The sequence below is a fragment of the Amycolatopsis sp. NPDC026612 genome (assembly GCF_040638285.1).
Classification (GTDB): Bacteria; Actinomycetota; Actinomycetes; order Mycobacteriales; family Pseudonocardiaceae; genus Amycolatopsis.
The window spans coordinates 1-23,628 of record NZ_JBEZYB010000073.1 but is presented as its reverse complement, the minus strand read 5'-3'; the positions used below and the strand labels follow the sequence as shown (position 1 = coordinate 23,628).

Below are 23,628 nucleotides of genomic sequence, written 5' to 3'. Positions count from 1 at the left end.
CGCCAGGAAATTCCGGTAACCCGCCACCGTAGGGTGGGACCATGACCGAACCGGTGGCCCAGGACGGCGATGCGGCGGCCTGCGGGCCCTTGGCCCACGGGGAGGACGTCGCCGCGCACTTCCACGACTTCGGCCAGCTCAGGTACGCGGCCTCCGGGGCGCTGGTCACCACGACCCGGGCCGGCACCTGGGTGGCGCCGGCGAACCGCGTCACCTGGGTGCCGCCGTTCCACGTCCACAGCAGCCGGGCGCACGGCGAGACCGACGTCCGGCTGCTCCGGATTCCGGTGGCTCTGGCCGGGCGGCTGCCCGCGGAGCCCGCGGTGTTCGTGGCCAGTGCGCTGCTGCGCGAAGCCTGCTTGGCCATCGACGGCGACGACGAACCGGCCCGCGTCCGGCTGCTGCTCGAGGTCGTCATCGCGGAGCTCAGGCGGGCCGCGCGGGAACCCCTGCGCCTGCCGGAGCCGGCCGACCCGCGCCTCAAGGCCGTCACCGACCTGCTGCACGCCGATCCGGCGAGCCCGGCGACCCTGGCGGAGCTGGGGCACCGGACCGGTTCGAGCGAACGATCCCTCAGCCGGCTGTTCGGCAGCGAACTGTCGATGAGCTTCCACCAGTGGCGCACGTTGCTGCGCATCCAGCGGGCTCTGCTGGAACTCGGCGAAGACACCTCGGTCACCGACACGGCGACGCGCCTCGGCTGGGCGAACCCGGGCAGCTTCATCGAAGCCTTCACTGGGCTGGTCGGCCAGACCCCCGGCCGCTACCGGTCCGCGGCGCGCGCCGGCGGCTAGCGGCGGCCCAGGCCGCGGATCAGCACCATGACCGCGTCCCGCACCTCGGCCCGCGTCCGCTGGGGCCCGAACACCTGCCAGTCCAGCGCCACCACCAGCATGGTGCCGAACAGCCCGGCGGCCGCGGTCGGGATCTCCACCCCGTCCGGCAGCCGCCCCGCCGCATCCAGCCGGGTCAGCTGGTGCTTCACGATCGAGATGATCTCCTCGCGCAGCAACGACAGCGTGCCGTGCCACTGGCCGGGCGTCCGCCACAGCTCGCTCACCAGGATCTGCGAAAAGCCCGGGTACTGCCCGATGAACTCCAGCGTCGTGTCGACCTGCGCCTCGATGACGTCCAGCGGATCCGCGTCCGTCACCGCCGAGCGCAGCCGCCCGGCCAGCAGGTCGACGCCGTACCGGAGCAGGGCGTCGACCAGCCCGTCCTTGGACCCGAAGTTGTAGTACACCGTGCCCTTCGCGACGCCCGCCGCCGCGGCGATGTCGTCGACCGTCAGGCCCACCAGGCCCCGGCTCTTCGAGAGCTCCAGGGTGGCCTCGAAGAGCTTCTGCTTCGTCCCGCCGCTCACAGGCTCAGCTCGGGCTTGAGCGCGGACACCGTCCAAACGCGACGCTTGCGCGCGGCCAGGGTGGAGACCAGGATCCCGCCGGCCAGGTAGGCCAGCAGCACGCCGATGTCGCCGAGGATCTCCACGGTCGCGCCGCTGTAGAACAGGTGGCGGAAGCCGTCGATCGCGTAGCCCATCGGCAGCACCACGTGCAGCGGGTACAGCGCGTCCGGGATCGTCTGCCACGGGAACGTGCCGCCCGCGCTCACCAGCTGCAGCACCAGCAGCACGAGGCCGAGGAACTTGCCGACCGCGCCGAAGAAGCTGTTGAGCGCGTGGACCACCGAGGTGAACGTCAGCGACACCAGCACGGCGAACCCGATCGCTTCCAGCGGGTGGGCGATGTGGATGCCGACCAGCCAGGTCACCGCGCCGAACAGGACGATCACCTGCGCCGTGCCCAGCAGCGCCGAGGACAGCCAGCCGCCGACCGCGACCCGGAACGGGGCCGCGCCCGCGGTCAGCGCCCGTGTCGACAGCGGACGCAGGATCAGGAACAGCACGAACGCGCCGATCCAGGTGGCCAGCGAGATGAAGAACGGCGCGAGGCCGGCGCCGTACGTCCCCGCCGACGCCTCGCCGTTGGCGTTCACCGCGACCGGGTCCGCGATCGTGTTGGCCGTGGCCGAGCGGGTCGGGTCGTCGGGGTTCGGGATCTGCTTGAGCCCGGCCGCGAGCCCGTCGCGCAGCTTCACCGCGCCGTCCGCGAGCTGGTTCGTGCCGGTGACGGCGGTCTTCTCGCCGTCGCTGAGCTGGGAGGCGCCGTCGCGCAGCTGGTTCGCGCCGTCGGACGCCTGCTCGATGCCGCTCGCCAGCTGGGGGGACGCCGCGGCGAGCTTGGCCGCGCCGTCGGACACCTGGCGGGCGCCGTCGGCCAGCTTCGCGAGGTCGCCGTTGGCCTGCTGGATCTTGCTGTTGGCCTGGTCGACGGGGGAGCGCAGCTGATCGGCCTTGGCGAGGATGGCCTGCACCTGCGCGTCGGGCACGCCCGCGTCGCGCAGGTCCGTCTGCAGCTGGGTGCGGTAGGAGTCGAGCTTGCCCTGGATGTCGGACGACGCCGTCGCGGCGATCGAAGCCGCGTCGGCGACCTTCTGGTCCCCGGCGGCCACCTGCGAAGCGCCGCTGGCGAGCTGCTGCGTCTGCGAGGGCAGCGAAGCGGTGGCGGTCTTCAGCGTGCCCAGGCCGGTCGCCAGCGTCGAAGAGCCGTCCGCGAGCTTCGCCGCGCCGTCCGCCAGCTTCTGCTGGCCCGCCTTGAGCTGCGTGGCCCCGTCGGCGAGCTGGGAAGCGCCGGTCGAGGCTTCCTGGGTCTTGGCGTAGATCGTGGAGAAGCCGACCAGGAACCGGTCCGCGGCCTCGCTGCCGACCTTCTCCGCGATCGTCTTGCGGACCTGCTCGGCCACCTGCTTGGCGATGGTGCCGGACAGGTAGTTGTTGGCGTCGTTGGTGGTCAGCGTGATCGTCGCCTGCTGCGGCTGGAAGTTCCCGACCGACAGCAGCGCGGCGGAGAAGCCGCTGGGGATGCCGATGGCGAAGGAGTACCTGTCGTCGCGGACGCCGTCGCGCGCCTCCTGCTCGGACACCTGGTGCCACTGGAAGGTGCCGGACTTGACCAGCTCGTCGGTCACCTCGCGGCCGACGTTGCGCTCCTGGCCGGTGGAGTCCTTCGTGCCCGCGTCGCTGGTGAAGACCGCGGCGGGCAGCTTGTCGAGCCGGCCGTACGGGTCGTAGTTCGCGTAGAGGTAGAAGGACGCGTAGAGCAACGGCACCAGCACGAGCGCGACCAGCGCGAGCTTCGGCAGCGTGCCGGTGGAGAGGCGGCGCAGCTCGTTGCGCGCGATCCGGAAGGCGTTCATGCGGGGTCTCCGTCAGTGCTCGTGGCGAGCTCTTCGGTGGGTTCGGGCGGCTCGGTGGGTCCGGTGGATTTGGGGGGTTCGGTGGGTTCGGGGGCGAAGTGCTCGGGCGCGGGCTGCTCGGCGGAGCCCAGGCGCGCCGGTGCTCCGGGCAGTGCGGACGCCGGCGTCGTCGCGGTCAGCACGACCACGGCGAGCCCCCGCCCGGCCTGCTCGCGCGCCAGTTCCAGCCAGCTTTCGACGTGGCTGGTGTGCCGGTCGGGGGTGTCGAGCACGAGGACCCGCACCCCCTTGCGTTCCGCGGCCAGCTCGGTGAGCAGCCGCGTGCGCAGCGCCGGGGTGAGGTTCTCGAAGCGCGTGCCGGCGAACGGCGCGGCGTCGTGCTCCGCGAGCCAGCGGGCGACGTCCTCCTTGCCCGCCGGGCGGTGGGCCAGCGCCAGCTCCTCGCCGGCGACCACGCGCAGGGGCAGCGCGTCGTCGGGCTCGCTGACGCCGGGGGCGTCGACGACCGCGACGAGCTCGGTCAGCGCGGCGTCGCCGCCTTCGGCGTGCACCGTGCCGGTGGTCGGCTTCAGCCGCCCGGCCAGTGCCAGGCCGAACGCCGTGACGCCGACGCCGGGTTCGCCGTGCACGATCGCCAGGTCGCCCTCGCCGACGGTCAGCGAGGTGGGCGGTAACAAGGTGCCGTGGTGCCCTTCGAGGGACACGCGATCGGCTCGGACCTGCACGGTTTCTCCTGCTTCGAGAACTTTTGAACTGACCGGTCAGTTCAAAAACTAGTCCTCGTCTGCTCCGGCAGCAAGATCACCGGACGCACGTCACACTGGTGGGTGACTCACCGGAGCGCCGACGCCGGGCGCACTTCCCACGTCGTCCACAGCGGACGGTAGCCCTGCCGGTGCCAGAACACCGCGGACAGCGGGTTGGTCGGGTTGTAGTAGAGGAACGTCCGCGTGGCGCCGCCCCGGTGCAGCTCCCGGTGCACGTGGGCCATCAGCGCCCGGCCGAGCCCGCTGCCGCGCTCGCCGGGGGCGGTCACGACGTTGTTCACGTACCCCCAGCGGCCCGGCGGGAGCAGTTCGCCTGCTTCGCTGTCCGGCACCGCGTCCACCCACGCGCAGTGCGCGAACGCGCGGACCTCGCCGTCCACCTCGGCCAGCCAGACGGGCGGCTCGTCCGCGGCGAGGGCGTCCCGCAGGGACGGCGTCAGCAGCTCGGCCGTGTTGTCCCGGCGCGGAGCGGCGACGAGGCCGGTGTAGTCGAACGTCGCCGTCGCCAGCTCCAGCGCCGCGGCGAAGTCGGCGGCCCCGGCACGGCGGACGGTGACCCCCGGCTCGCTCCCGGCCGGCGGAGCGGTGCGCACGCCGACCGCAGAGAGCGGGACGAGGCCGTGGTCGAGGAAGGCGCGGATCGCCTCGGCGTCCCGGCTGGGCCAGACCACCACGCACGCCGAGTCGTCGCCGGTCTCCTCGGTCTCGAGCCGGCCTTTCAGCGCCCGCAGCAGCAGGTCAGCGCCTTCGGTGCCGGTGCCGCCGAAGTACGGGAAGAGCTGCCAGGTGTCGGCGGCCGACCACAGCATCGGGACGTCGCCGGGCGCGAGCCGGTACCGCTGCAGCACTCCGGTGACCTGCGTGCCGTCCGCGGTCGCCGCGTCCAGCCGCTCGCCGTCGGCCGGGGGCGCGGCGGGCGGCAGCAGCGCGTCGACGGCGGCGAAGCGCGCGCGGTGCGCCGCGAGCAAGGGCTCGGCGATGTCCATGGTTCCCCTCGGAACGTGCGGTCAGGACCAGGCGGGACGCCGGATCCACATGGTCCACAGTGGACGATAGCCCTGCCGGTGCCAGAACACCGGCGAAAGCGGGTTCGCCGGGTGGTAGAACAGGAACGTCCCGCGGGTCCCCGGCCGGAGCAGCTCCCGGTGTGCCACGGCCATCAGCGCCCGGCCGACCCCGCCGCCGCGGGCCGCGGGCGCGACCGACAGCGTGTCGACGTACCCCCAGCGGCCCGGGAGCAGCCGGCCGTGGAGGGTGTCGCCCGGGGTGGGCGAGGCCACTGCGCAGGAGGCCATGCCCGCCGGCACGCCGTCGTCCTCCGCGAGCCAGACCAGCCCGCCGAAGCGCAGGGTCCGGGCGACCTCCGCGCGCAGCAGTGCCCGGGCGCCCGGCCGCGGCACCGCGGTGCCGACCAGCGACGTGTAGCGCCACTCCGCCAGCCGTAGTTCGGTCAGCGCCTCGACGTCACCCTCCTCGGCGCGGCGGACGGTCACCCGCGACGGCCCCGGCTCGCCGGGCGGGTCCGGGTGCCGCACCGCCAGGCAGGTCATCGGCGCGAACCCGTGGGCCAGCAGGACCGCGGACGCCTCGGCGTCGCGGCTCGGCCAGGTCAGCGTGCAGCCCGAGTCCGGGCCGGCCGGGGTCCCGCGCAGCCGGTCGCGCCACGCACCCAGCAGCGCCGCGAGACCCGCCGCGCCGCTGTCACCCGGCACCGCGGTCAGGTCCCGGATCTCCGACGGCCCCCACAGCGTGGGCCACGACCCCGGCGCGTGCACGACGTGCGTCAGCAGGCCACCCGCCTTCCGCCCGGCCGCGGAGGCCATCAGCGGCTCGCTCGCCGACGGCGGGGCCGCGATCGGCGGGAGCAGCGGGTCGAGCGCGGCGAACCGCGCGTTCTGCTGCGCTTCGAGGGGGTTCACGGGCGGTGCGTGCGGAAGATCGCGGTGCCTGGGAAGAGCTTGCCGCGCAGCGGGCTCCACTGGCCCCACACCCGCGAGTGCCCCGCCGGCCACTCGGGTTCGACCAGATCGGTGAGGGTGAACCCGGCCGTGGCGAGCGCACGGACGTAGTCGCCGAGGGTGTGGTGGTACTCGACGTAGGTGGCGGTGCCCTCGTCGTCGACCTCGACGTACGGCGTGCGGTCGAAGTACGGCTGGGTGACGGTGAGCCCCTGCGGGCCCGGGTCGTCGGGGAAGATCCACCGCATCGGGTGGGTCACCGAGAACACCCACGGGGCGCCCGGCCGCAACACCCGGTGCACCTCGGCGAAGACGGCGTCCACCGAAGCCACGAACGGGATCGCGCCGAAGGCCGAGCAGGCGGCGTCGAAGCTGCCGGACGCCAGCGGCAGGTGCTCGGCGTTCGCCTGCACCAGTGGCACGGCGAGGCCGGTGCGTTCGTTGCCCGCGAGCGCGTGGCGCAGCATGCCCCCGGAGAGGTCGGTCGCCACGGCGTGGGCGCCCTCGGCCGTCAGCCAGCGCGAACAGGCGGCCTGCCCGCAGCCGACCTCCAGCACGCGCTTGCCCCGGACGTCGCCGAGCAGCCGCGCCTCCGCCTCCCGGACGCCCTCCGGGCACCAGACGAAGTCGGCGTCGCCGAGGAATCCGCCGTGCTCGGCCTGGTAGTCGTCGGCGTCGGCGTCCCACCAGGCGAGGTTCGCGGCCGCGGCCTCGGGGCCGCCGACCTCGCGGTAGGCGACCGCCGAGGTGCCCAGCCGGTGCTCGGCGGCGTCGTGGCGCCCCGGCGCGGCGGGCTCGTTCGGTGGCATGATGGTGTCTCCGGTCCCGGCCGCCGGCGCCTGCGCCACCCGCGTCCTCCAGCGTGCGATTTGCCTTCGCGAGGACCTTAGCGATCGTGGGGGACCCTGATTGTGCCGCCTAGCGGCCGCCGCGTAGGATAAGTGTTAGCGCAGTGGGTTCGCGCTGCCTTCCGCTCAGCTTCTGGTTGGGACTCGGGGTCGCGTACCGTTTGCGGGTCATGCCGCGGTCGTTCACTGGTGGACGTTGCTCGTGGGGTCGTCGCATGCCGTAGCAGCTCATCGCGCCGACAACTGCCAACCCTCGATCCCATCCACCGGAGCAACCCGCCTAATGACCACCGACACCGCCATCGCCCCGAGCGCCCCGAACGCGGCCCCGCAGGTCGCCATCAACGACATCGGGTCGGAGGAAGATTTCCTCGCGGCTATCGACAAGACGATCAAGTACTTCAACGATGGTGACATCGTCGAAGGCACGATCGTCAAGGTCGACCGCGACGAGGTCCTGCTCGACATCGGCTACAAGACCGAGGGCGTCATCCCCTCGCGTGAGCTCTCCATCAAGCACGATGTCGACCCGGCTGAGGTTGTCACCGTCGGCGATGAGGTCGAAGCCCTGGTTCTCCAGAAGGAGGACAAGGAAGGCCGTCTGATCCTGTCCAAGAAGCGCGCGCAGTACGAGCGCGCCTGGGGCACGATCGAGGAGCTCAAGGAGAAGGACGAGCCCGTCAAGGGCACCGTCATCGAGGTCGTCAAGGGCGGCCTCATCCTGGACATCGGCCTGCGCGGCTTCCTCCCCGCGTCGCTGGTCGAGATGCGCCGCGTGCGCGACCTGCAGCCGTACGTCGGCCGCGAGCTCGAGGCGAAGATCATCGAGCTGGACAAGAACCGCAACAACGTGGTCCTGTCCCGCCGTGCCTACCTCGAGCAGACCCAGTCCGAGGTGCGCAGCGAGTTCCTCAACGCGCTCGCCAAGGGCCAGGTCCGCAAGGGCGTCGTGTCGTCCATCGTCAACTTCGGTGCCTTCGTGGACCTGGGTGGCGTCGACGGCCTGGTGCACGTCTCCGAGCTGTCCTGGAAGCACATCGACCACCCGTCCGAGGTCGTCGAGGTCGGCCAGGAGGTCACGGTCGAGGTCCTGGACGTCGACATGGACCGCGAGCGCGTCTCGCTGTCGCTGAAGGCGACCCAGGAAGACCCGTGGCGCCAGTTCGCCCGCACCCACGCGATCGGCCAGATCGTGCCGGGCAAGGTCACCAAGCTGGTTCCGTTCGGTGCGTTCGTCCGCGTCGAAGAGGGCATCGAGGGCCTGGTCCACATCTCGGAGCTGGCCGAGCGCCACGTCGAGATCCCGGAGCAGGTCGTCCAGGTCAACGGCGACGTCATGGTCAAGGTCATCGACATCGACCTCGAGCGCCGTCGCATCTCGCTGTCGCTGAAGCAGGCGAACGAGGGTGTCACGCCGGACACCGAGTTCGACCCGACCCAGTACGGCATGGCCGCCGAGTACGACGCCGAGGGCAACTACATCTACCCCGAAGGCTTCGACCCGGACACCCAGGAGTGGCAGGAAGGCTTCGACAAGCAGCGTGAGGAGTGGGAGCGCCAGTACGCCGAGGCGCACACTCGTTACGAGGCCCACATGAAGCAGGTCGTGAAGGCTGTCGAGGCGGACGCGGAAGCGGCTGCCGACGCGGCGACCGGCATCGAGGGTGGCGCGGAGAGCTACACCTCCTCGGGCTCGGCCCCGGCCGACACGAAGAGCAGCGGTGGCACCCTCGCCTCCGACGAGCAGCTCGCGGCGCTCCGCGAGAAGCTCTCCGGCGGTGCGTGAGCACTAGCTCTCTGAGCTGAACTACGAACCCCCGGTCCCGAGCGGACCGGGGGTTCGTCGTTTCGGCGCTTCGGGCGCTCCGGCGCGGGACGGTCAGCGGCTGCGCAGGCCCAGGCCGGCCATCATCGCGATGACGCCCTGGCGGTACATCTCCTCGTTCGCCTCTTCGGTCGGCGGGATGAACCAGTCCGGCAACGGCCGCCGCGAGGCCAGCATCAGTTCCGCGCCGACCAGGCCGTGCATGGTCGTCCACAGCTGGTAGGCCGTCGACCGGGCGTCCGCTCCCGGCGGGCAGACCCGCTGGACGCGGGCGATGAAGAGGGTGAACGTCGTCCGCAGCACCGCGGACCGCAGCGCCGGATCCGGGTCGAAGCCGGGTACCGGACGCTCGAACATCAGCGCGTAGCGGGTCGGGCTCTCGCGGGCGAAGTGCCGGTACCCGAGTGCGAGGTGCAGCAGATCCGCGACACCGTCCTCGCCCGACGGCGGCAGGCCCTCCAGGAACTCCCGCAGCGAGTCGAAAGTGCGCTCGTACAGGGCGTCGAGCAAGCCCGCGCGCCCACCGAAGCGGGCGTACACCGAGATCGTCGACGCGCCGGCCGCCTCGGCCACGCCGCGCACGGTCAACCCCGGGACGCCGCGGTCCACGAGCACCGACAACGCCGCGTCGAGGTAGCGCTCGCGGCCGCCCTGGTCGGCCGCGTGCATCGGCAAGTGCCTGGTAGCCACGGGCCCACCCCCTTTGCGGCAGCCGGGCGCAGACGGCGTCCGGGTAACCCACCCGCAGCAGAAGATACGATATCCGGCGCGTCTTGGGAATGCGCCCGATGTCCGGATCTGCGACGTTCCCGTCCCGTGGGCGCGCGGTCCGGCCGTCCCGGACGCCTGCACCGCCGGATTCCGCGGAAAGGGCTTTCCGGCCTCACCCGCCCGGCGAAGCCGCCGAGTCCCGGTTCGTGCCAGGCTTCGTCCACCAGGTCCGGCTCACCACGAGCCGGCCATTCGTCCGGAGGACTGACGCGGATGGACCACCCCGAGCCCGGCACCGTCGTCGTCACCGCGAGCGGCGACGGCACCTACACGCAGCGGGTCACCACGGCGAGCCACACCCTGCTCGTCGACGAACCGGTCGAGGTCGGCGGGGCCGACGCGGGCCCGAACCCGTACGAGCTGCGGCTCGCGTCGCTGGGTTCGTGCACGGCGATCACGCTGCGGATGTACGCCGGCCGCAAGGGCATCCCGCTGACCCGGGCGACCATCCGGCTGCGGCACGACCGCATCCACGCCGAAGACTGCGAACGGTGCGAAACCGAGCGCGGCATGCTCAGCCGGATCGTGCGCGAGATCGAGCTCGAAGGCGATCTCGACGACGATCAGCGCGCCAAGCTCATGCTGATCGCCGGCAAGTGCCCGGTGCACCGCACGCTGTCCTCGGAGATCGTGATCGAGACGCGCGAAACCGGCCGCTGAGGACGCCGGTCAGGCGGCGCGCACGGTCACCGCGACCGGGCCGCGCGGGCTGACGACGGGGACCCAGATGCGCTCGAGCGCCGCGGCGCGCGCCTTGCGGCGGAGGCCGGCGAAGCTGTGCTTAGCCGGGACCAGCAGCGCGCTCAGCCAGGTCCGCCGGTAGTCCGCCAAGGCGTCGGCCACCGGGCGGTGAAGAACGCAGTGCGCCAGTCCCGGCGTGCCGAGCCGGTGTCTCCCGGCGTGCTTGCTGTCCGCCATCGTTCCTCCGCGTGGGCGACTCTGTCGCGCGCACCGTACGCAGCCGCGCCGGGCGTGGTGGGTAAGCAACACGGCGTGTCCGGATATCGGTTGAGTCACGCGTCACGATCGACTTGCGAATCCTCCGTTCTTCGGGCATGGGCCGGAGCTCGTCGTCGTGAACGCGATCCACACGCTCTGCACGCTGGACACCCGTCGCGAAGGTGTGTGCCGGGACGTGGCCTGGACCCGGCGGACGCCGGTCAGGCACCGCACCGGCGGTTCGGCCGCGACCCTCGTCGCCGGCGTGGCCGGCGCCGCCGCGGCGGCTTCGGGCACGGCGACGGCGAGCCCGGCCACGCACAGCACGGCCGCGGCCGGCCTGCTGATCTTCGTCATCCACATGAGGCCCCCCTCGATGGCGTGGACGGTCCGGCGAACCGGACCGGCACGTCGGTGCGCTTCTTGATGACGTCGAACCAACCAGCAAAGTGTTACGACATTTTCCCACCTGTCACGTAAATGGCGCCGGTTTGTCCGGACGCGTCCCGGAGGGTCGTGGCCGCCGCGTGACTAGGGTGATCGGCATGTTGCGTGTGGGGTTGACTGGTGGGATCGGAGCCGGGAAGTCGACCGTGGCGAACCGGCTCGCCGAACACGGTGCCGTGCTGGTGGACGCCGACCGGATCGCCCGCGAGGTGGTCGAGCCCGGGACCGAAGGGCTCGCCCGGCTGGTGGCGGAGTTCGGCCCCGGGATCCTGGCCGAGGACGGCTCGCTCGACCGGCCGGTGCTCGCCGCGAAGGCGTTCGCCGACGACGATGCGCGGCGCCGGCTCAACGCGATCGTGCATCCCCTGATCGGTGCCCGCACCGGGGAGCTGATGGCGGCCGCGAAGCCGGACGCGATCATCGTCCACGACATCCCGCTGCTGGTCGAAAGCGGTCTCGCGACGATCTACCACCTGGTCGTGGTCGTCGACGCGCCGGTCGAGGTGCGGGTGCGGCGGCTGGTGTCGGCACGCGGGATGGGCGAAGAGGACGCGCGGGCGCGGATCCGGGCGCAGGCGAGCGCCGAGCAGCGCCGCGCCGTCGCCGACGTCTGGCTGGACAACGGCGGCGCCGAAGACGCCGTGCTGGCCGAGGTCGACGCCCTGTGGGCGGACCGGCTGGTGCCGTTCGAGGCGAACGTCCGGCTGCGCCGGCCGCGGCCGCCGGTGTCGCCGAAGATCGCGGAATACGACCTCACCTGGGCCGTCCAGGCCGAGCGGGTGCTCTCCCGGGTCCGCGCCGCGGCGGGGGAGCGGGCACGCCGCGCCGACCACATCGGGTCGACGGCCGTGCCCGGCCTGCCCGCCAAGGACGTCCTCGACCTGCAGCTGACGGTGTCCACCTTGGACGACGCGGACGCCTTGGCGGAGCTGCTGGCCGACGCCGGGTTCCCGCGGCTGGAGGGCGACTGGCGCGACGACGCCCAGGACGGCGCCGGGACGTGGCCCAAGCGACTGCACGTCGGCGCGGACCCGCGACGTCCGGTGAACCTGCACGTCCGGTCGGTGGAGACACCCGCGTGGCGGCTCGCGTTGCTCTTCCGCGACTTCCTGCGCGCGAACCCGGAGGAGCGCGACGACTACCGCGACGTCAAGCTGCGGCTGGCCGAGGCGCACGCCGCCGACGGCACGGTCGAGGCCTACGCCGACGAGAAGCAGGAATGGGTCCACGGCGTGTTCGCCCGCGCGGAGAAGTGGGCGGCGGCCACCGGCTGGACGCCCTAGGGGCGCCGCCGCCAGGTCAGCGTGATGTCCCGGGTGGCCAGCCAGGCGGCGAGGTCGTACCCGTGCGCGGCCAGCCCGTCCACCGCGGCGTAGGTGACCTTCAGTGCGTACTCGGCCTCTTCGGGGGTCAGCAGGCCCGCGGAGAGCGCCTCCAGGAGTTCGTCGGTGTCGATCACCCGCAGTGACAGCTTGTCCTTGAGCACCAGGTCGACGTACAGGTCGGTGGCGACCCAGCGCGGGCCGTCGCGGCGGACCCGGACGACGTCGAGGTAGAAGTCCTGGTCGCGCTCGTGGCCGGGGGAGAACCAGAAGTCGGTGAAGCGGAGGCCGAGCCCGGGGACGAGCCACGACTCGAGGTAGTGGAACTGCGCGCGGCCCGGCGTCGGGCGGGCGAGGTACAGGCCGAACGGCTCCTCGTGGAACTCGTCGACCTCCCGCCGGATGCCCTTCGGGTCGATGTTCGCGCGCTCGGCGGGGTCGAAGACCTCGACCTTCGGCGGGTGCAGTGCGGCCATGCGCCCATCCTGCCGGGACGGCTGCCGAAACCCGGTCACGAATCGCGCACAGCTGCCGCGCGTGCCACCCGGCCGGGCTATGGTGCGCCGAGCGTCCGGGAGCCGAGGGGGAACTGGGGATGTTCGGGATCATCAGGCCGTGCCGTCATCGGCTGACCGGCGGCTTGCACGCGGACTGGCTGGCGCACCTGTGCGGGCTCTGTCTCACCCTGCGTGACGAACACGGCCAGTTCGCCCGCGTCGTCACCAACTACGACGGGCTGATCATCTCCGTCCTGGTCGAGGCGCAGACACCCCACGCGAACGGGCGGCGCGAAGCGGGCCCGTGCCCGCTGCGGGGCATGCGGACGGCGTCGGTGGCGCGCGGCGAAGGCGCCCAGCTGGCGGCCGCGGTCTCGCTGGTGCTGGCCGCGGCGAAGGTCGGCGACCACGTCGAGGACCGCGACGGCGCCTTCGGCCGGCGTCCGGTGGCGGCGGCGGCGCGCCGGGTCGCGGCTCGCTGGGCGGCGCAGGGCAGCCGCACCGGTGGCCGCGTCGGGTTCGACACGGCGGTGCTGACCGAGGCGGTCGAGCGGCAGGGGGCGCTCGAGGGTTCGGTGCGTCCGGGTGACTCGGCGCTCCTCGCGACGGAGCCCGCCGAGCTGGCCACGGCGGCGGCGTTCGCGCGGACGGCGGAGCTGGCCGGCAGGCCGGGCAACGCGGCCCCGCTGGCGGAGGCGGGGCGCTTGTTCGGACGCGTGGCCCACTTGCTGGACGCGGTCGAGGACCAGGCGGCCGACGCGGCGGCGGGAGCTTGGAACCCGTTGTCGGCCACGGGAACGGGGCCGGCGGAGGCCCGCCGCCTGTGCGACGACGCGGTGCTGGGGGTGGAGCTGGCACTGCGCGAAGCGGAGTTCGCCCAGCCGGCGCTGGTGCACGCGCTGCTGGTCCACGAGCTGCGCCAAGCGGTGCGCCGGGCCTTCGGCCACGGCTTGGCGAGTGGGCAGCAGCCACCGCCGGGGTGGATCGGGCCGGGGCCCGCGCCGCAGCAGCACCCGCACCAGGTCCCGCCGCAGCCGCACGGCTTTCCGCCGCCGGGTGCTCCCGGTCCGGGCGGCCCCGGCGGTCGCGGTCCAGGAGGTCCGGGCGGCCCGGGTGGACCAGGAGACCCAGGTGGCCCGGGTGGTCCCGGCGGCCCGGAGCCGCTCGACGGCAAGGGCGGCGGCCTCTGGTACCCGAAGTTCGCCGTCCCGCCGAAGGAGCGCAACTTCTTCCTCGGCTGCGCCCTCACGCCGTACATGTGCTGCACGTGCCAGTTCTGCTGCCGCGATCCCTATCCCGGGCCGTGGAGCGGGAAGCCGGTGAGCGGCTGCAGCGATGGCTGCGGCGACTGCGGCTGTGACTGCGCCTGTGACGGTTGTTGCGAGTGTTGCGGCTGTTGCGACTGCAGCTGCTGAGAGCCGAACCGTCGATCAGGGTGTTGCCCCCCGCTGACCAGGGCCGACGGAAATTGTCGGTGGGGCGGCCTACTCTGGTCGACGTGGCTTTCGCAACCGAACACCCCGTGCTCGCCCAGTCCGACTTCCGGCCCGTCTCGGAGATCCCGCGGACCGGCGGCCGGTTCGAGGTGGTCAGTGACTACCAGCCCGCCGGTGACCAGCCGGCGGCCATCGACGAGCTCGAACGCCGGGTCCGGGCGGGTGAGAAGGACGTCGTGTTGCTGGGTGCCACCGGCACCGGCAAGTCGGCGACGACGGCGTGGCTGATCGAGCGCGTCCAGCGGCCGACGCTGGTGATGGCGCCCAACAAGACCCTGGCCGCGCAGCTGGCGAACGAGCTGCGCGAGCTCTTTCCCCACAACGCGGTGGAGTACTTCGTCAGCTACTACGACTACTACCAGCCCGAGGCGTACATCGCGCAGACGGACACGTACATCGAGAAGGACTCGTCGATCAACGACGACGTGGAGCGGCTGCGGCACTCGGCGACGATGAACCTGCTGTCGCGGCGGGACGTCATCGTGGTCGCCAGTGTCTCGTGCATCTACGGCCTGGGCACCCCGCAGTCGTACCTGGACCGGTCGTCGAAGCTCGCCGTCGGCATGCAGCTGGACCGGGACGTCTTCCTGCGCGCGCTGGTCGACATCCAGTACACGCGCAACGACATCGCCTTCGCGCGGGGGACGTTCCGCGCCCGGGGCGACACGGTCGAGATCATCCCGGCGTACGAGGAGCTCGCGATCCGGGTCGAGTTCTTCGGCGACGAGGTCGAGAAGCTGTACTACCTGCACCCGCTGACCGGGGACATCGTCAAGGAGGTCGACGAGGTCCGGATCTTCCCGGCGACGCACTACGTCGCCGGTCCGGAGCGGATGGAAAAGGCGATCCAGGGCATCGAGAAGGAGCTCGAGGAGCGGCTCGCCGAGCTGGAGCGGCAGGGCAAGCTGCTGGAGGCGCAGCGGCTGCGGATGCGCACGGCCTACGACATCGAGATGATGCGCCAGGTCGGGTTCTGCTCCGGCATCGAGAACTACTCGCGCCACATCGACGGCCGCGGCGCCGGCACGGCGCCGGCGACGCTGATCGACTACTTCCCGGACGACTTCCTGCTGGTGATCGACGAGTCGCACCAGACGGTCCCGCAGATCGGCGGCATGTACGAAGGCGACATGTCACGCAAGCGGAACCTGGTGGAGTACGGCTTCCGGCTGCCGAGCGCGGTGGACAACCGGCCGCTGACCTGGGAGGAGTTCTCCGACCGGATCGGGCAGACGGTCTACCTGTCGGCGACGCCGGGGCCGTACGAGATGGGCCAGGCGGGCGGCGAGTTCGTCGAGCAGGTGATCCGGCCGACCGGCCTGGTCGACCCGAAGGTGGTCGTGAAGCCGACCGAGGGCCAGATCGACGACCTGGTGCACGAGATCCGGGAGCGTGCGGACAAGGACGAGCGGGTCCTGGTCACCACGCTGACGAAGAAGATGTCGGAGGACCTGACCGACTACCTGCTGGAGCTGGGCATCCGGGTGCGGTACCTGCACTCGGAGGTCGACACGCTGCGGCGGGTCGAGCTGCTGCGGCAGCTGCGGTCGGGCGACTTCGACGTGCTGGTCGGCATCAACCTGCTGCGCGAGGGCCTGGACCTGCCGGAGGTGTCGCTGGTGGCGATCCTCGACGCGGACAAGGAAGGCTTCCTCCGGAGCGGGACATCGCTGATCCAGACGATCGGCCGCGCGGCGCGGAACGTGTCGGGCGAGGTGCACATGTACGCCGACAAGATCACCGACTCGATGCGGCACGCGATCGACGAGACGGACCGCCGCCGCGAAAAGCAGGTCGCGTACAACGAGGAGCGGGGCGTCGACCCGCAGCCGCTGCGGAAGAAGATCGCCGACATCCTCGACCGGGTGTACAGCGAGGCCGAGGACACCGAGCAGGTTTCGGTGGGCGGCTCGGGCCGCAACTCCTCGCGGGGCAAGAAGCCCGAGCAGGGCGACCGCGTGCGCAGCTCCGGGATGCTGGTCGACAAGAACGTCTCGGCGATGCCGCGCGCCCAGCTGGCGGACCTGATCCAGCAGATGACGGACCAGATGATGCAGGCGGCCCGCGACCTCCAGTTCGAGCTGGCCGCCCGGCTGCGCGACGAGATTTCGGACCTGAAGAAGGAGCTGAGGGGGATGGACGCGGCCGGCATCAAGTAGCACAGACCATTGATCGAGTAATACACCGTGCGCGGTATCATTACACCATGGCGATGAACATCAAGGACCCGGAGGCCGAGCGCCTGGCCGCCGAGGTCGCCGAGTTGACGGGTGACACCAAGACCGGTGCCGTCCGAGAGGCCCTACGGCTGCGTCGCGACCAGCTCGTGGCGCGGGAAACGGCTGCCCGTGACGGCGCCGCGTTCGTCCGGTTTCTCGAGGAAGAGATCTGGCCTCAGGTGTCTCTCGAAAACCGGGGCGTGCCGATCAGCAAGGCCGAGCGGGAAGAAATTCTCGGTTACGGGCCGGGTGGCGTGTGATCATCGACAGTTCTGCGATCATCGCCACGATCACCGGCGAATCGATGGCCAAGGTTCTCGGAGAGACGATCGGCTCTGCGCAGTCCTGCCGCATAGGAGCACCGACTCTGGTCGAGACGACTCTTGTCCTGGTGCACAAGGAAGGTCCGCGGGGGAAGGCTCTGTTGGCGGACTTCCTCCAACAGCGGCGGTTCGACGTGGTCTCCTTCGGTGACGCGCACTGGCGTTCGGCGCAGATGGCCTTCATGCGATTCGGCAAGGGGAGGCATCCGGCCGGGCTGAACTTCGGGGACTGCCTCACTTATGCCACCGCGTTCGTCGCCGGGGAGCCCTTGCTGTGCATCGGGGACGACTTCCCGCAGACCGACCTCGAACTGGTGAAGCTCGAGTCGTGAACATCGAAGCCGTCGTCGCCTATTGCCTCGGCAAGCCGGGTGCCGAGGAGACCTATCCCTTCGGCGATCATGTCCTGGTCGCGAAGGTCGGCGGCAAGGGTTTCGCCTTCGTCGGGCAGGACGAGCCCGGCAGCGTCGCCGTCAAGTGCGGGGCCACCCGCGACGAAGCCGCCGAGCTGCGGGCGCGCCACCCGGGTGCCGTGACGGTCATGGACTACCTCGGCCGCTACGGCTGGAACCGCGTCGAGCTCGGCGGTGGTGTGCCGGATGCCGAGCTCGAAGAGCTGATCGACGCGTCCTACGACTCCGTCGTCGCGAGGCTGCCGAAGGCGAAGCGGCCCTGACTCACTCCGGCGTGGGCGCGTTCTGGTCCGGTTGCAGCATCCCGAAGACATTGCCCTCGGTGTCCTTGCAGTACGCCAGCCACCCCACGCCCGGAACCGGGTTCTTCGGCAGGGCCAGGGTGCCGCCGGCGCGGTTGACCTCGCCGAGCACTTCGTCCAGGTCGGCGACGTCGATCGTGTTGACGAAGCCGTGGACCGGGGCGGTGGCCTCGGGCGCCGGGCCCTGGCGAGGGAGGAGGCCGCCGTCGATGCCGTCGCCTTCGCCGGTCGTGATCATCCAGTAGGGGACGTCGCCCCAGCGTTCGAACTTCCAGCCGAACACCGCCGTGTAGAACGCGACCGCGCGTTCGGGGTCACCCGCGTGGATCTCGAAGTGGACGGGACGAGGCATGCGTGCCTCCTCAGGCCGGGCCGTCAGGGGGTCGTGCGTCAGGTGCCGTGAGAGTACGCCCGGCCCGGGGAAAGTCACAGCCGCGGCGGCGCCTGAAGCGTCAAGTCCGCGTCGAAGTCCGGGAATCCCGCCGGGGCCGTCCGTGCCGCCGACGCCGAAGCGGGCGGCAACCCCGCCCAGCGCCGGACCGTCGCCGTGGCCGCGGCCGCGTCGGCCGGGGCCAGCTGGGCGATCTTCGACCCGTGGTTGCCGCCCTGGACGTAGTACCGGTACGCGTCGCGGCTGCCGAAACCCAGCTCGAACGGCTCCGCACCCCACGGGTCGTTCGAGCCGTACACGAACAGCAGCCGCGTGCCGCGGGACTTCACCCAGAAGTCGATGTCCGGCATCGCCGCGTAGTCGAACCGCGGCAGCCGGACCGACGAAGGCACGAACGTCTTCGGCTGGTCGGCGCCGGGGTAGCGCAGCAGGTCGCGGAGGTAGCCGTCGTACGCCTCGGGCGAGCCGAGCTGCACCGCCGCCTGGTAGTAGTACGGGATGTACGGCGCCAGGTCCTGGTCGGAGTAGGTGTTGAGGCTCTCCACCTGCTCGTACCAGGCGTAGACGTCCGCCGCGGGCGCACCCGGCGCCGGGACCGTCGCGCAGTCCGCTTGCGTCTGGTACTGCCAGAAGGCGAAGTACGAGTCGATCACCGAGATCTCGAGGGACTTGTCGGCCGACCCGACGATCGAGAACGTCAGTCCACGCTGCGCCGCGTCGGCCGCGGCGATCGCCCCCAGTTCGTCACGCCGCTTCAGTGCGTCGCGCTGGATCGCCTTCAGCGCGTCGCGGCACGCCGGATCGTTGCCCACGTGCGCGAGGAACCGGTTGTAGACGTCGAGCGGGTCGATGACGTCGTCGGGTGCCACGTACGGGATCGTCGCGTCGACGTCGTCGGGGAAGAAGCGCCGGAAGTACGTCGCAGTCATGCCGCCCTTGCTGCCGCCCGTGGCCAGCCACTTGCCCGGGTAGATCGCCTTGAACGCCTGGACCGCGCGGTGCTCGTCGGCCGCCGCCTGCCAGATCGTCAGCTGCTTCGCCCAGTTCTCCGGCTCGGGCCGTGACGGCGTGAAGTAGCGGTACTCCATCGAAAGCTGGTTGCCGTCGACGATCTGCGTCGGCTCCGAGCGGTTCGGTGCGCCGCTGACGTTGTAGCCGCTCGTGAAGGCGACCGTCGGGGCCGCGAAGTCGCGGTGCAGCAAGGTGAACCGCTGCTGGAACGTGCCCGCGCCGGGGTGCCGGTGGTCGGCGGGCTGCGTGTAGGTCAGCTTGAAGAACCGGAACCCGGCCGGCGCCGCGTCCTCCGAAACGATCGTCAGCCCCGGGATCCGCTGCAGCGCCGCCTTGATGTCGGGCGCCGCCGCGGCCGCCGGGGCGAGCCCGGCCAGCGCCAGCAGGACCGCGCCGGCGGTGAAAATTCTGCGCATCGAGCACCCTCCCGGCTCACGAACCCTCCGTGGGACCCTCACAGAACCGGCCGGAGCCGGCAATCGGCTGTCCGGGCGCAGAATCGGTCAGGATCCGACTTTCGGCGGGTGGCGCGGCACCCGGGGCGGCGTCTTCGGGCGTGCGCAGCCGCGGGCATTGTGCGAGTTGTCCGGGTTGTTCATCCCCCCGTACGGTCCGAATCCGTAGGCACCGGCATCCAGCGAGGGGTCCGCCATGAAGGTTTCCGACTGCCCGACCACCCAGGTCGAGATCCGCATCGTCGCGCCGCCGGCCGATGTCTGGTCGTGGCTGCTGGACGTCGACCTGCCGTCCCGGTTCTCCACCGAGTTCCAGGGCGGCGGCTGGGTCGAGGGCACCGAACCCGGCCTGGGCGCTCGGTTCCGCGGCCGCAACACCCACCCGGTCGCCGGGGAGTGGGAGACGGTCTCGACCGTGACCGGTTATGAGCCCGAGCGGCTGTTCGCGTGGGCCGTGATGGACGTGACGAACCCCGCCGCGTCGTGGCGCTTCGAGCTCGTCCCGGACGGCGACGGCACCATCCTCCGCCAGTGGGCCCAGATCGGCCCCGGCCCGTCCAACCTCACCACGATCATCGGCTCGATGCCCGAGCACGAAGAGGAAATCGTCGCGATGCGGCTCGGGGAGCTGCAGAGCAACATGCAGCGGACGGTCGAGGGCATCAAGGCGCTCGCCGAGAGCGGCGTGCGCGCGGTCTAGCCGAGCACTTCGTCCACATAGGACTTGACGGCGGCGAGCGCCGCGGGGGACCGCCACAGCCGCTCGACCTCGGGATCGTCGGAGTGGCGGTACTCGGCGATCCGCTCGTGGAAGGGCTGCCGGATCTGGGCCTTGGTGTGCGCGAACGGCTCGGCCGGCCGGTCGCCGAGCCGGGCCGCCACGACGATGGCGCGCTCGAGCACCTCCTCCGGCGGCACGAGCTCGTCGACCAGCCCGCGGGCGAGGGCCGCCTCGCCGCCCCACGTCTCGCCGGCGTAGGTGAGCGAGGGCAACCGGGCCGTCCCGTACGCGCAGCGCAGGATCTCCAGCGCCGCCAGCGGGAACGGCACCCCGACCAGCAGTTCGGTCACGCCGATGGTGCCGGGGCCGAGCACGCGGTGATCGCACGCGGCGGCGAGCACGGCGCCCCCGGCGATGGCGTGCCCGTTCAGCGCGGCGACCACCGGCCGCGGGAAGCCGAACACGGCCAGCAGGGCGTCCGAGAGCAGGGGCAGGAACTCCGACACGTACGCCGCGCCGCCGTCGTGGATCCGCTTGAGGTCGACGCCGGCGCAGAAGACCCGGCCGGTACCGGTGAGCACCACCGCCCGGGCCGAGCCGGCCTCGTCCAGCCGGAACACGAGTTCGCGGCACGAGTCCGTGTCGAGGGTGTTGCCGCCGCCGTGGTCGATCCGCAGCACGGCGACGTCCTGATGGCTTTCCAGCGTGATCGGCACGCGCCCGACCGTACCGGGTTCAGCTGGTGATGTCCTTCCGCGCGAACCGCCGCCCGGCGTACAGGAAGAACACCGTCCCGTAGATCGCCGCCGACAGCATGCCGCTCGCCAGGTTGGTCCAGTCGACGTCGGTCGAGATGAGGTCCATCCACGAGAACGCGTAGTGCGTCGGCAGGTAGTTGCGCAGGCCCTCCAGCGCGGTGATCTGGTCGAGGATCTGCGACAGGATCGCTGCCAGCACCGCGCCGCCAACCGCACCGAGCGGAGCGTCGGTCGACACGCTCAGCGCCAGCGCGAGCCCGGCCACCCAGGCCAGCTGCAGGATGATGTACACAGTGGACAGTGCGATGGCGAGCAGGCTGTCGCCGAAGGAAACCGCGTCGCCGGTCGGGCTGATCGCGTCGCCCGCGCCGTACCAGAGCACCCCGACCCCGAGCGAGACCAGCGGCAGCAGCACCAGCGCGGCCGCCGACAGCAGCCCCGACACGATCGCTTTCTGCCGCAGCACCCGCTGCCGCGGCACCGGGATGGCCAGCAGGTACTTCAGGCTCGACCACGACGCTTCGCTCGCGATGGTGTCGCCGAAGAACAGCGCCACGATCATCGGCAGCAGGAACGTGCCCGACACGAACAGCGCCAGCACCACGAAGTTCGGCGCGGACGCCGTGGCCAGATCGACGAACCCGCCGCTGCGCCGGTTCGGGCTCGACTGCCCGAGCTGGAACGCGATCACCAGGATGAACGGCAGGACCGCGACGAACCCGAGCAGGAACTGCGTGCGCCGCCGCTTGAGCTGGCGGCGCAGCTCGACGCCGAGCCGCAGCGTGCGCCGCGCGCGGTAACCCTCGACCGCGCCGTCCGGGCCGACACCGGCGTGCTCCTGCGACGCGAGGTCGCTCAGCTCGTCGAGCGCATGCGGATCGGTGTGCACACCCGAATCTGTGTTCATTTCGCCTCCGCGGGAGGAAGTACGTCGGCGGTCATGACTCATCTCCGACCAGTTGCAGGAACGCGTCTTCCAGCCGGCGCCGGGGCCCGGCCTGCTCCACCGCGACGCCGGCGCGGACCAGTGCGGCCACGCCTTCGCCGCGCGGCAGTTCGCCGAGGTTCGCGTGCACGAGCTCGCCCTCGACGTCGACGTCGGTGACCCCGCTGAGCGCCTTGAGCGCCGCCGCGGCCGCCGCCGGGTCGTCGACCCGGAACGTCGCCTCGCCGCCGGCCGCGGCCAGCTCGCCGACCTCACCCGCGGCCACCAGCGAGCCGCGGTGCATGACCACGACGTGCGTGCAGGTCTGCTCGACCTCGGCCAGCAGGTGGCTGGACACCACCACGGTGCGGCCGGTCGCGGCGTACCGCTTCAGCACCTCGCGCATCTGGTGGATCTGGGGCGGGTCGAGCCCGTTGGTCGGTTCGTCGAGCACCATCAGCTCCGGCAGGCCGAGCATCGCCTGCGCGATCGCCAGCCGCTGCCGCATGCCCTGGCTGTAGGTCCGCACGCGGCGCTCGACCGCGGTGCCGAGGCCGGCGATCTCCAGCGCCTCCGCGAAGTGCGCCTTCTCCGGCGGACGTCCGGTGCTCGCCCAGTACAGCTCGAGGTTCTCCCGCCCGGACAGGTGCGGCAGGAAACCGGAACCCTCCACGAACGAGCCGATGCGCGAGAGCACCGGAGCGCCCGCGGCGATCTTGTGCCCGAAGACCCGGATGTGGCCCTTCGTCGGCGTGATCAGGCCCATCAGCATCCGCAGCGTCGTCGTCTTGCCCGCGCCGTTCGGCCCGAGCAGGCCGAGCACCTGGCCGGGCTCGACGCGGAACGACAGGTCCTTCACCGCGACGAACCCGCCCGGGTACTCCTTGCGCAGCCCCTCGATGACCAGCGGCGTCGTCGCGAGCTCCGGGTCGACGTCGGCGGCCCGGCGGCGGCGCAGCGCCGCGAAGAGCACCACGGCGAGGCCGATGGCCAGCGTCACGCCGATGCCGACGAGCTGGCCGGCCGGAGCCGGGGAACCGACCGACGTCCCGGCCACGACCGGCACGGCCAGTGCGGTGCCGCCGGCGAGCCCGATGCGGAACACCGCGGGCGCGACCGGGGCGGCGAACGCCTGGTCGGTGGTGCCGACGACGAGCCGGAGCGAGTGGCCTGCCTCGATCGGCCGCACGACGCCGGGCAGCGTCACGGTGACCTCGACCGGGGTGCCGTCGGCGGGCAGGCCGGTCACCCGGAACGGCGCGATGGCGTTCGCCGGCAGTACCCGCGAGCCGTCCTGCCCGACGTCGTAGAGCTTCGCGAACAGCACCGCGTCCGGCTGCGGGTGCGCCGGGTCCGCAGCGACCTGCAGCCGCACCGTCGAGGCGCCGCTGACGACGATCTGCCCGTCCACCGGGGCCGTGGTGAACTGCGCGGCCTGGCCGGGCGGGTCGTTGCTGAACAGCGCGCCGAGCCGCGCCGTGCTGCTCGCGAGGCCGTTGAGCCCGGGGATCCCGCTCACCGCCGACGGGTTCGCCCCGGCCGGGCGCACCACCGGCTGGGCGGGCCCGGTCAGCGTCAGCGGCCGCCGCTCGGTGGCCGGGCCGGTCAGCCCGGGGTACGCCGGCGCGTTGACCGTGCGGACCGACGGCGTTCCGTTGGCGCGCAAGGTGCCCTGGACGTCGTAGCTGAAGCCGGTGCCCGGGTCGCCGCCGTCCAGCGCCGTCTTCAGGAAGTCGGCGATCTTGGCCCGCAGCTGCGGGCCGGGCCTGCCGCCGTCGTGGCCGCCGGTGTACCAGATCGTCTTGACCTTGCCGCCCGCCGCGGTGATCTGGCGGGCGTTCGCGTCGGACTGGTCGAGGCCGAACAGCGTGTCGCTCTCGCCCTGCACCAGCAGCGTCGGCACGGTGATCTTGCTCGTCACGGACGCGGGGGAGACACGCCGCAGCAGGTCGACGCTCGCCTGGCTCGCCTGCCCGGTGGTGCCG

The 23,628-nt window shown here is 71.9% G+C and carries 25 protein-coding genes; 11 read left to right on the top strand and 14 right to left on the bottom strand.

Annotated elements, in window-relative coordinates; translation table 11 throughout:
* Window positions 1–41 precede the first annotated feature (41 nt).
* Window positions 42–794, top strand: a complete 753-nt coding sequence (locus AB0F15_RS37120) for a helix-turn-helix transcriptional regulator (protein ID WP_360281098.1) — start codon at window positions 42–44, stop codon at window positions 792–794.
* Here AB0F15_RS37120 and AB0F15_RS37115 read toward each other — a convergent pair.
* The 6 genes from AB0F15_RS37115 to AB0F15_RS37090 form a co-directional block, all read right to left on the bottom strand.
* Window positions 791–1,363, bottom strand: coding sequence for a TetR/AcrR family transcriptional regulator (locus tag AB0F15_RS37115; RefSeq protein WP_360281096.1), 573 nt, complete (start codon window positions 1,361–1,363; stop codon window positions 791–793). The two genes, AB0F15_RS37120 and AB0F15_RS37115, sit on opposite strands and share 4 nt — an antisense overlap.
* The gene (locus AB0F15_RS37110; protein ID WP_360281094.1) at window positions 1,360–3,255 is read right to left on the bottom strand and encodes a YhgE/Pip domain-containing protein; all 1,896 of its coding nucleotides are present in this window, start codon (window positions 3,253–3,255) and stop codon (window positions 1,360–1,362) included. The genes AB0F15_RS37115 and AB0F15_RS37110 overlap by 4 nt, the downstream gene beginning before the upstream one ends.
* Window positions 3,252–3,980, bottom strand: a complete 729-nt coding sequence (locus tag AB0F15_RS37105) for an ABC transporter ATP-binding protein (protein WP_360281092.1) — start codon at window positions 3,978–3,980, stop codon at window positions 3,252–3,254. Before AB0F15_RS37105 ends, AB0F15_RS37110 begins: the two co-directional genes overlap by 4 nt.
* A 107-nt stretch (window positions 3,981–4,087) precedes the next feature.
* Entirely contained in the window at window positions 4,088–5,008 is a 921-nt protein-coding gene (locus AB0F15_RS37100; protein ID WP_360281090.1) for a GNAT family N-acetyltransferase, read from the bottom strand.
* A 21-nt stretch (window positions 5,009–5,029) separates the two neighbouring features.
* Window positions 5,030–5,941, bottom strand: a complete 912-nt coding sequence (locus AB0F15_RS37095) for a GNAT family N-acetyltransferase (RefSeq protein WP_360281088.1) — start codon at window positions 5,939–5,941, stop codon at window positions 5,030–5,032.
* Window positions 5,938–6,789: a class I SAM-dependent methyltransferase gene (locus tag AB0F15_RS37090; protein WP_360281086.1), complete on the bottom strand. Its 852-nt coding sequence runs from the start codon at window positions 6,787–6,789 to the stop codon at window positions 5,938–5,940. The genes AB0F15_RS37095 and AB0F15_RS37090 overlap by 4 nt, the downstream gene beginning before the upstream one ends.
* 322 nt (window positions 6,790–7,111) lie before the next feature.
* On the opposite strand from AB0F15_RS37090, the gene rpsA reads away from it, so the two are divergent.
* Window positions 7,112–8,614: a 30S ribosomal protein S1 gene (rpsA, locus tag AB0F15_RS37085; RefSeq protein WP_360281084.1), complete on the top strand. Its 1,503-nt coding sequence runs from the start codon at window positions 7,112–7,114 to the stop codon at window positions 8,612–8,614.
* Between the two features lie 93 nt (window positions 8,615–8,707).
* On the opposite strand, the gene AB0F15_RS37080 is transcribed toward rpsA, so the two are convergent.
* Window positions 8,708–9,322: a TetR/AcrR family transcriptional regulator gene (locus AB0F15_RS37080; protein WP_360281124.1), complete on the bottom strand. Its 615-nt coding sequence runs from the start codon at window positions 9,320–9,322 to the stop codon at window positions 8,708–8,710.
* Between the two features lie 315 nt (window positions 9,323–9,637).
* On the opposite strand from AB0F15_RS37080, the gene AB0F15_RS37075 reads away from it, so the two are divergent.
* Complete coding sequence (locus AB0F15_RS37075) at window positions 9,638–10,084, top strand: OsmC family protein (RefSeq protein ID WP_360281082.1); 447 nt, start codon at window positions 9,638–9,640, stop codon at window positions 10,082–10,084.
* 9 nt (window positions 10,085–10,093) lie between these two features.
* On the opposite strand, the gene AB0F15_RS37070 is transcribed toward AB0F15_RS37075, so the two are convergent.
* Window positions 10,094–10,342: a hypothetical protein gene (locus tag AB0F15_RS37070; RefSeq protein ID WP_360281080.1), complete on the bottom strand. Its 249-nt coding sequence runs from the start codon at window positions 10,340–10,342 to the stop codon at window positions 10,094–10,096.
* Window positions 10,343–10,499: 157 nt separating this feature from the next.
* On the opposite strand from AB0F15_RS37070, the gene AB0F15_RS37065 reads away from it, so the two are divergent.
* Both AB0F15_RS37065 and coaE read left to right on the top strand, forming a co-directional pair.
* Window positions 10,500–10,790 (top strand): hypothetical protein, encoded by a 291-nt coding sequence (locus tag AB0F15_RS37065; RefSeq protein ID WP_360281078.1) that lies wholly within the window; start codon window positions 10,500–10,502, stop codon window positions 10,788–10,790.
* A 118-nt stretch (window positions 10,791–10,908) separates the two neighbouring features.
* Window positions 10,909–12,093, top strand: coding sequence for a dephospho-CoA kinase (gene coaE / locus AB0F15_RS37060; protein ID WP_360281076.1), 1,185 nt, complete (start codon window positions 10,909–10,911; stop codon window positions 12,091–12,093).
* On the opposite strand, the gene AB0F15_RS37055 is transcribed toward coaE, so the two are convergent.
* On the bottom strand, window positions 12,090–12,608 hold the full coding sequence (locus AB0F15_RS37055) for a DUF402 domain-containing protein (RefSeq protein WP_360281074.1): 519 nt from the start codon (window positions 12,606–12,608) through the stop codon (window positions 12,090–12,092). The two genes, coaE and AB0F15_RS37055, sit on opposite strands and share 4 nt — an antisense overlap.
* A 119-nt stretch (window positions 12,609–12,727) precedes the next feature.
* On the opposite strand from AB0F15_RS37055, the gene AB0F15_RS37050 reads away from it, so the two are divergent.
* The 5 genes from AB0F15_RS37050 to AB0F15_RS37030 all read left to right on the top strand — a co-directional run bounded on the left by AB0F15_RS37050 (window position 12,728) and on the right by AB0F15_RS37030 (window position 17,343).
* Window positions 12,728–14,044 (top strand): DUF5685 family protein, encoded by a 1,317-nt coding sequence (locus tag AB0F15_RS37050; protein ID WP_360281072.1) that lies wholly within the window; start codon window positions 12,728–12,730, stop codon window positions 14,042–14,044.
* A gap of 83 nt (window positions 14,045–14,127) precedes the next feature.
* On the top strand, window positions 14,128–16,284 hold the full coding sequence (gene uvrB, locus AB0F15_RS37045) for an excinuclease ABC subunit UvrB (RefSeq protein WP_360281070.1): 2,157 nt from the start codon (window positions 14,128–14,130) through the stop codon (window positions 16,282–16,284).
* A 47-nt stretch (window positions 16,285–16,331) separates the two neighbouring features.
* Window positions 16,332–16,604, top strand: a complete 273-nt coding sequence (locus tag AB0F15_RS37040) for a type II toxin-antitoxin system VapB family antitoxin (protein WP_360281068.1) — start codon at window positions 16,332–16,334, stop codon at window positions 16,602–16,604.
* A complete protein-coding gene (locus AB0F15_RS37035; RefSeq protein ID WP_360281066.1) occupies window positions 16,601–16,999 on the top strand; it encodes a type II toxin-antitoxin system VapC family toxin in 399 nt (132 codons plus the stop codon). Before AB0F15_RS37040 ends, AB0F15_RS37035 begins: the two co-directional genes overlap by 4 nt.
* Window positions 16,996–17,343 carry an MmcQ/YjbR family DNA-binding protein gene (locus AB0F15_RS37030; RefSeq protein ID WP_360281064.1) on the top strand — a complete coding sequence of 116 codons (348 nt, stop codon included), beginning with the start codon at window positions 16,996–16,998 and terminating at the stop codon, window positions 17,341–17,343. Before AB0F15_RS37035 ends, AB0F15_RS37030 begins: the two co-directional genes overlap by 4 nt.
* 1 nt (window position 17,344) lies before the next feature.
* Here AB0F15_RS37030 and AB0F15_RS37025 read toward each other — a convergent pair whose 3' ends face one another.
* Entirely contained in the window at window positions 17,345–17,734 is a 390-nt protein-coding gene (locus AB0F15_RS37025) for a VOC family protein (protein ID WP_360281062.1), read from the bottom strand.
* A gap of 74 nt (window positions 17,735–17,808) precedes the next feature.
* A complete protein-coding gene (locus tag AB0F15_RS37020) occupies window positions 17,809–19,200 on the bottom strand; it encodes a S28 family serine protease (protein ID WP_360281060.1) in 1,392 nt (463 codons plus the stop codon).
* Between the two features lie 235 nt (window positions 19,201–19,435).
* Here AB0F15_RS37020 and AB0F15_RS37015 point away from each other — a divergent pair, with 235 nt between their 5' ends.
* Window positions 19,436–19,939 carry an SRPBCC family protein gene (locus AB0F15_RS37015; protein ID WP_360281058.1) on the top strand — a complete coding sequence of 168 codons (504 nt, stop codon included), beginning with the start codon at window positions 19,436–19,438 and terminating at the stop codon, window positions 19,937–19,939.
* Here the strand turns inward: AB0F15_RS37015 and AB0F15_RS37010 are convergent.
* The 3 genes from AB0F15_RS37010 to AB0F15_RS37000 all read right to left on the bottom strand — a co-directional run.
* Window positions 19,936–20,676 carry an enoyl-CoA hydratase/isomerase family protein gene (locus AB0F15_RS37010; RefSeq protein ID WP_360281056.1) on the bottom strand — a complete coding sequence of 247 codons (741 nt, stop codon included), beginning with the start codon at window positions 20,674–20,676 and terminating at the stop codon, window positions 19,936–19,938. The two genes, AB0F15_RS37015 and AB0F15_RS37010, sit on opposite strands and share 4 nt — an antisense overlap.
* Window positions 20,677–20,695: 19 nt before the next feature.
* The gene (locus AB0F15_RS37005; RefSeq protein ID WP_360281054.1) at window positions 20,696–21,625 is read right to left on the bottom strand and encodes an ABC transporter permease subunit; all 930 of its coding nucleotides are present in this window, start codon (window positions 21,623–21,625) and stop codon (window positions 20,696–20,698) included.
* Between the two features lie 31 nt (window positions 21,626–21,656).
* Window positions 21,657–23,628, bottom strand: a 1,972-nt coding sequence (locus AB0F15_RS37000) for an ATP-binding cassette domain-containing protein (RefSeq protein WP_360281052.1), incomplete at its 5' end; no start/stop codon positions are given.

Excerpts from the sequence above, each read along its gene's own strand:
- AB0F15_RS37120 (WP_360281098.1), top strand. The coding sequence starts at position 42 with ATGACCGAACCGGTGGCCCAGGACGGCGATGCGGCGGCCTGCGGGCCC.
- AB0F15_RS37110 (WP_360281094.1), bottom strand. The coding sequence starts at position 3,255 with ATGAACGCCTTCCGGATCGCGCGCAACGAGCTGCGCCGCCTCTCCACC.
- AB0F15_RS37100 (WP_360281090.1), bottom strand. The coding sequence starts at position 5,008 with ATGGACATCGCCGAGCCCTTGCTCGCGGCGCACCGCGCGCGCTTCGCC.
- AB0F15_RS37090 (WP_360281086.1), bottom strand. The coding sequence starts at position 6,789 with ATGCCACCGAACGAGCCCGCCGCGCCGGGGCGCCACGACGCCGCCGAG.
- rpsA (WP_360281084.1), top strand. The coding sequence starts at position 7,112 with ATGACCACCGACACCGCCATCGCCCCGAGCGCCCCGAACGCGGCCCCG.
- AB0F15_RS37080 (WP_360281124.1), bottom strand. The coding sequence starts at position 9,322 with ATGCACGCGGCCGACCAGGGCGGCCGCGAGCGCTACCTCGACGCGGCG.
- AB0F15_RS37075 (WP_360281082.1), top strand. The coding sequence starts at position 9,638 with ATGGACCACCCCGAGCCCGGCACCGTCGTCGTCACCGCGAGCGGCGAC.
- AB0F15_RS37070 (WP_360281080.1), bottom strand. The coding sequence starts at position 10,342 with ATGGCGGACAGCAAGCACGCCGGGAGACACCGGCTCGGCACGCCGGGA.
- coaE (WP_360281076.1), top strand. The coding sequence starts at position 10,909 with ATGTTGCGTGTGGGGTTGACTGGTGGGATCGGAGCCGGGAAGTCGACC.
- AB0F15_RS37055 (WP_360281074.1), bottom strand. The coding sequence starts at position 12,608 with ATGGCCGCACTGCACCCGCCGAAGGTCGAGGTCTTCGACCCCGCCGAG.
- AB0F15_RS37050 (WP_360281072.1), top strand. The coding sequence starts at position 12,728 with ATGTTCGGGATCATCAGGCCGTGCCGTCATCGGCTGACCGGCGGCTTG.
- AB0F15_RS37040 (WP_360281068.1), top strand. The coding sequence starts at position 16,332 with ATGGCGATGAACATCAAGGACCCGGAGGCCGAGCGCCTGGCCGCCGAG.
- AB0F15_RS37025 (WP_360281062.1), bottom strand. The coding sequence starts at position 17,734 with ATGCCTCGTCCCGTCCACTTCGAGATCCACGCGGGTGACCCCGAACGC.
- AB0F15_RS37020 (WP_360281060.1), bottom strand. The coding sequence starts at position 19,200 with ATGCGCAGAATTTTCACCGCCGGCGCGGTCCTGCTGGCGCTGGCCGGG.
- AB0F15_RS37015 (WP_360281058.1), top strand. The coding sequence starts at position 19,436 with ATGAAGGTTTCCGACTGCCCGACCACCCAGGTCGAGATCCGCATCGTC.
- AB0F15_RS37005 (WP_360281054.1), bottom strand. The coding sequence starts at position 21,625 with ATGAACACAGATTCGGGTGTGCACACCGATCCGCATGCGCTCGACGAG.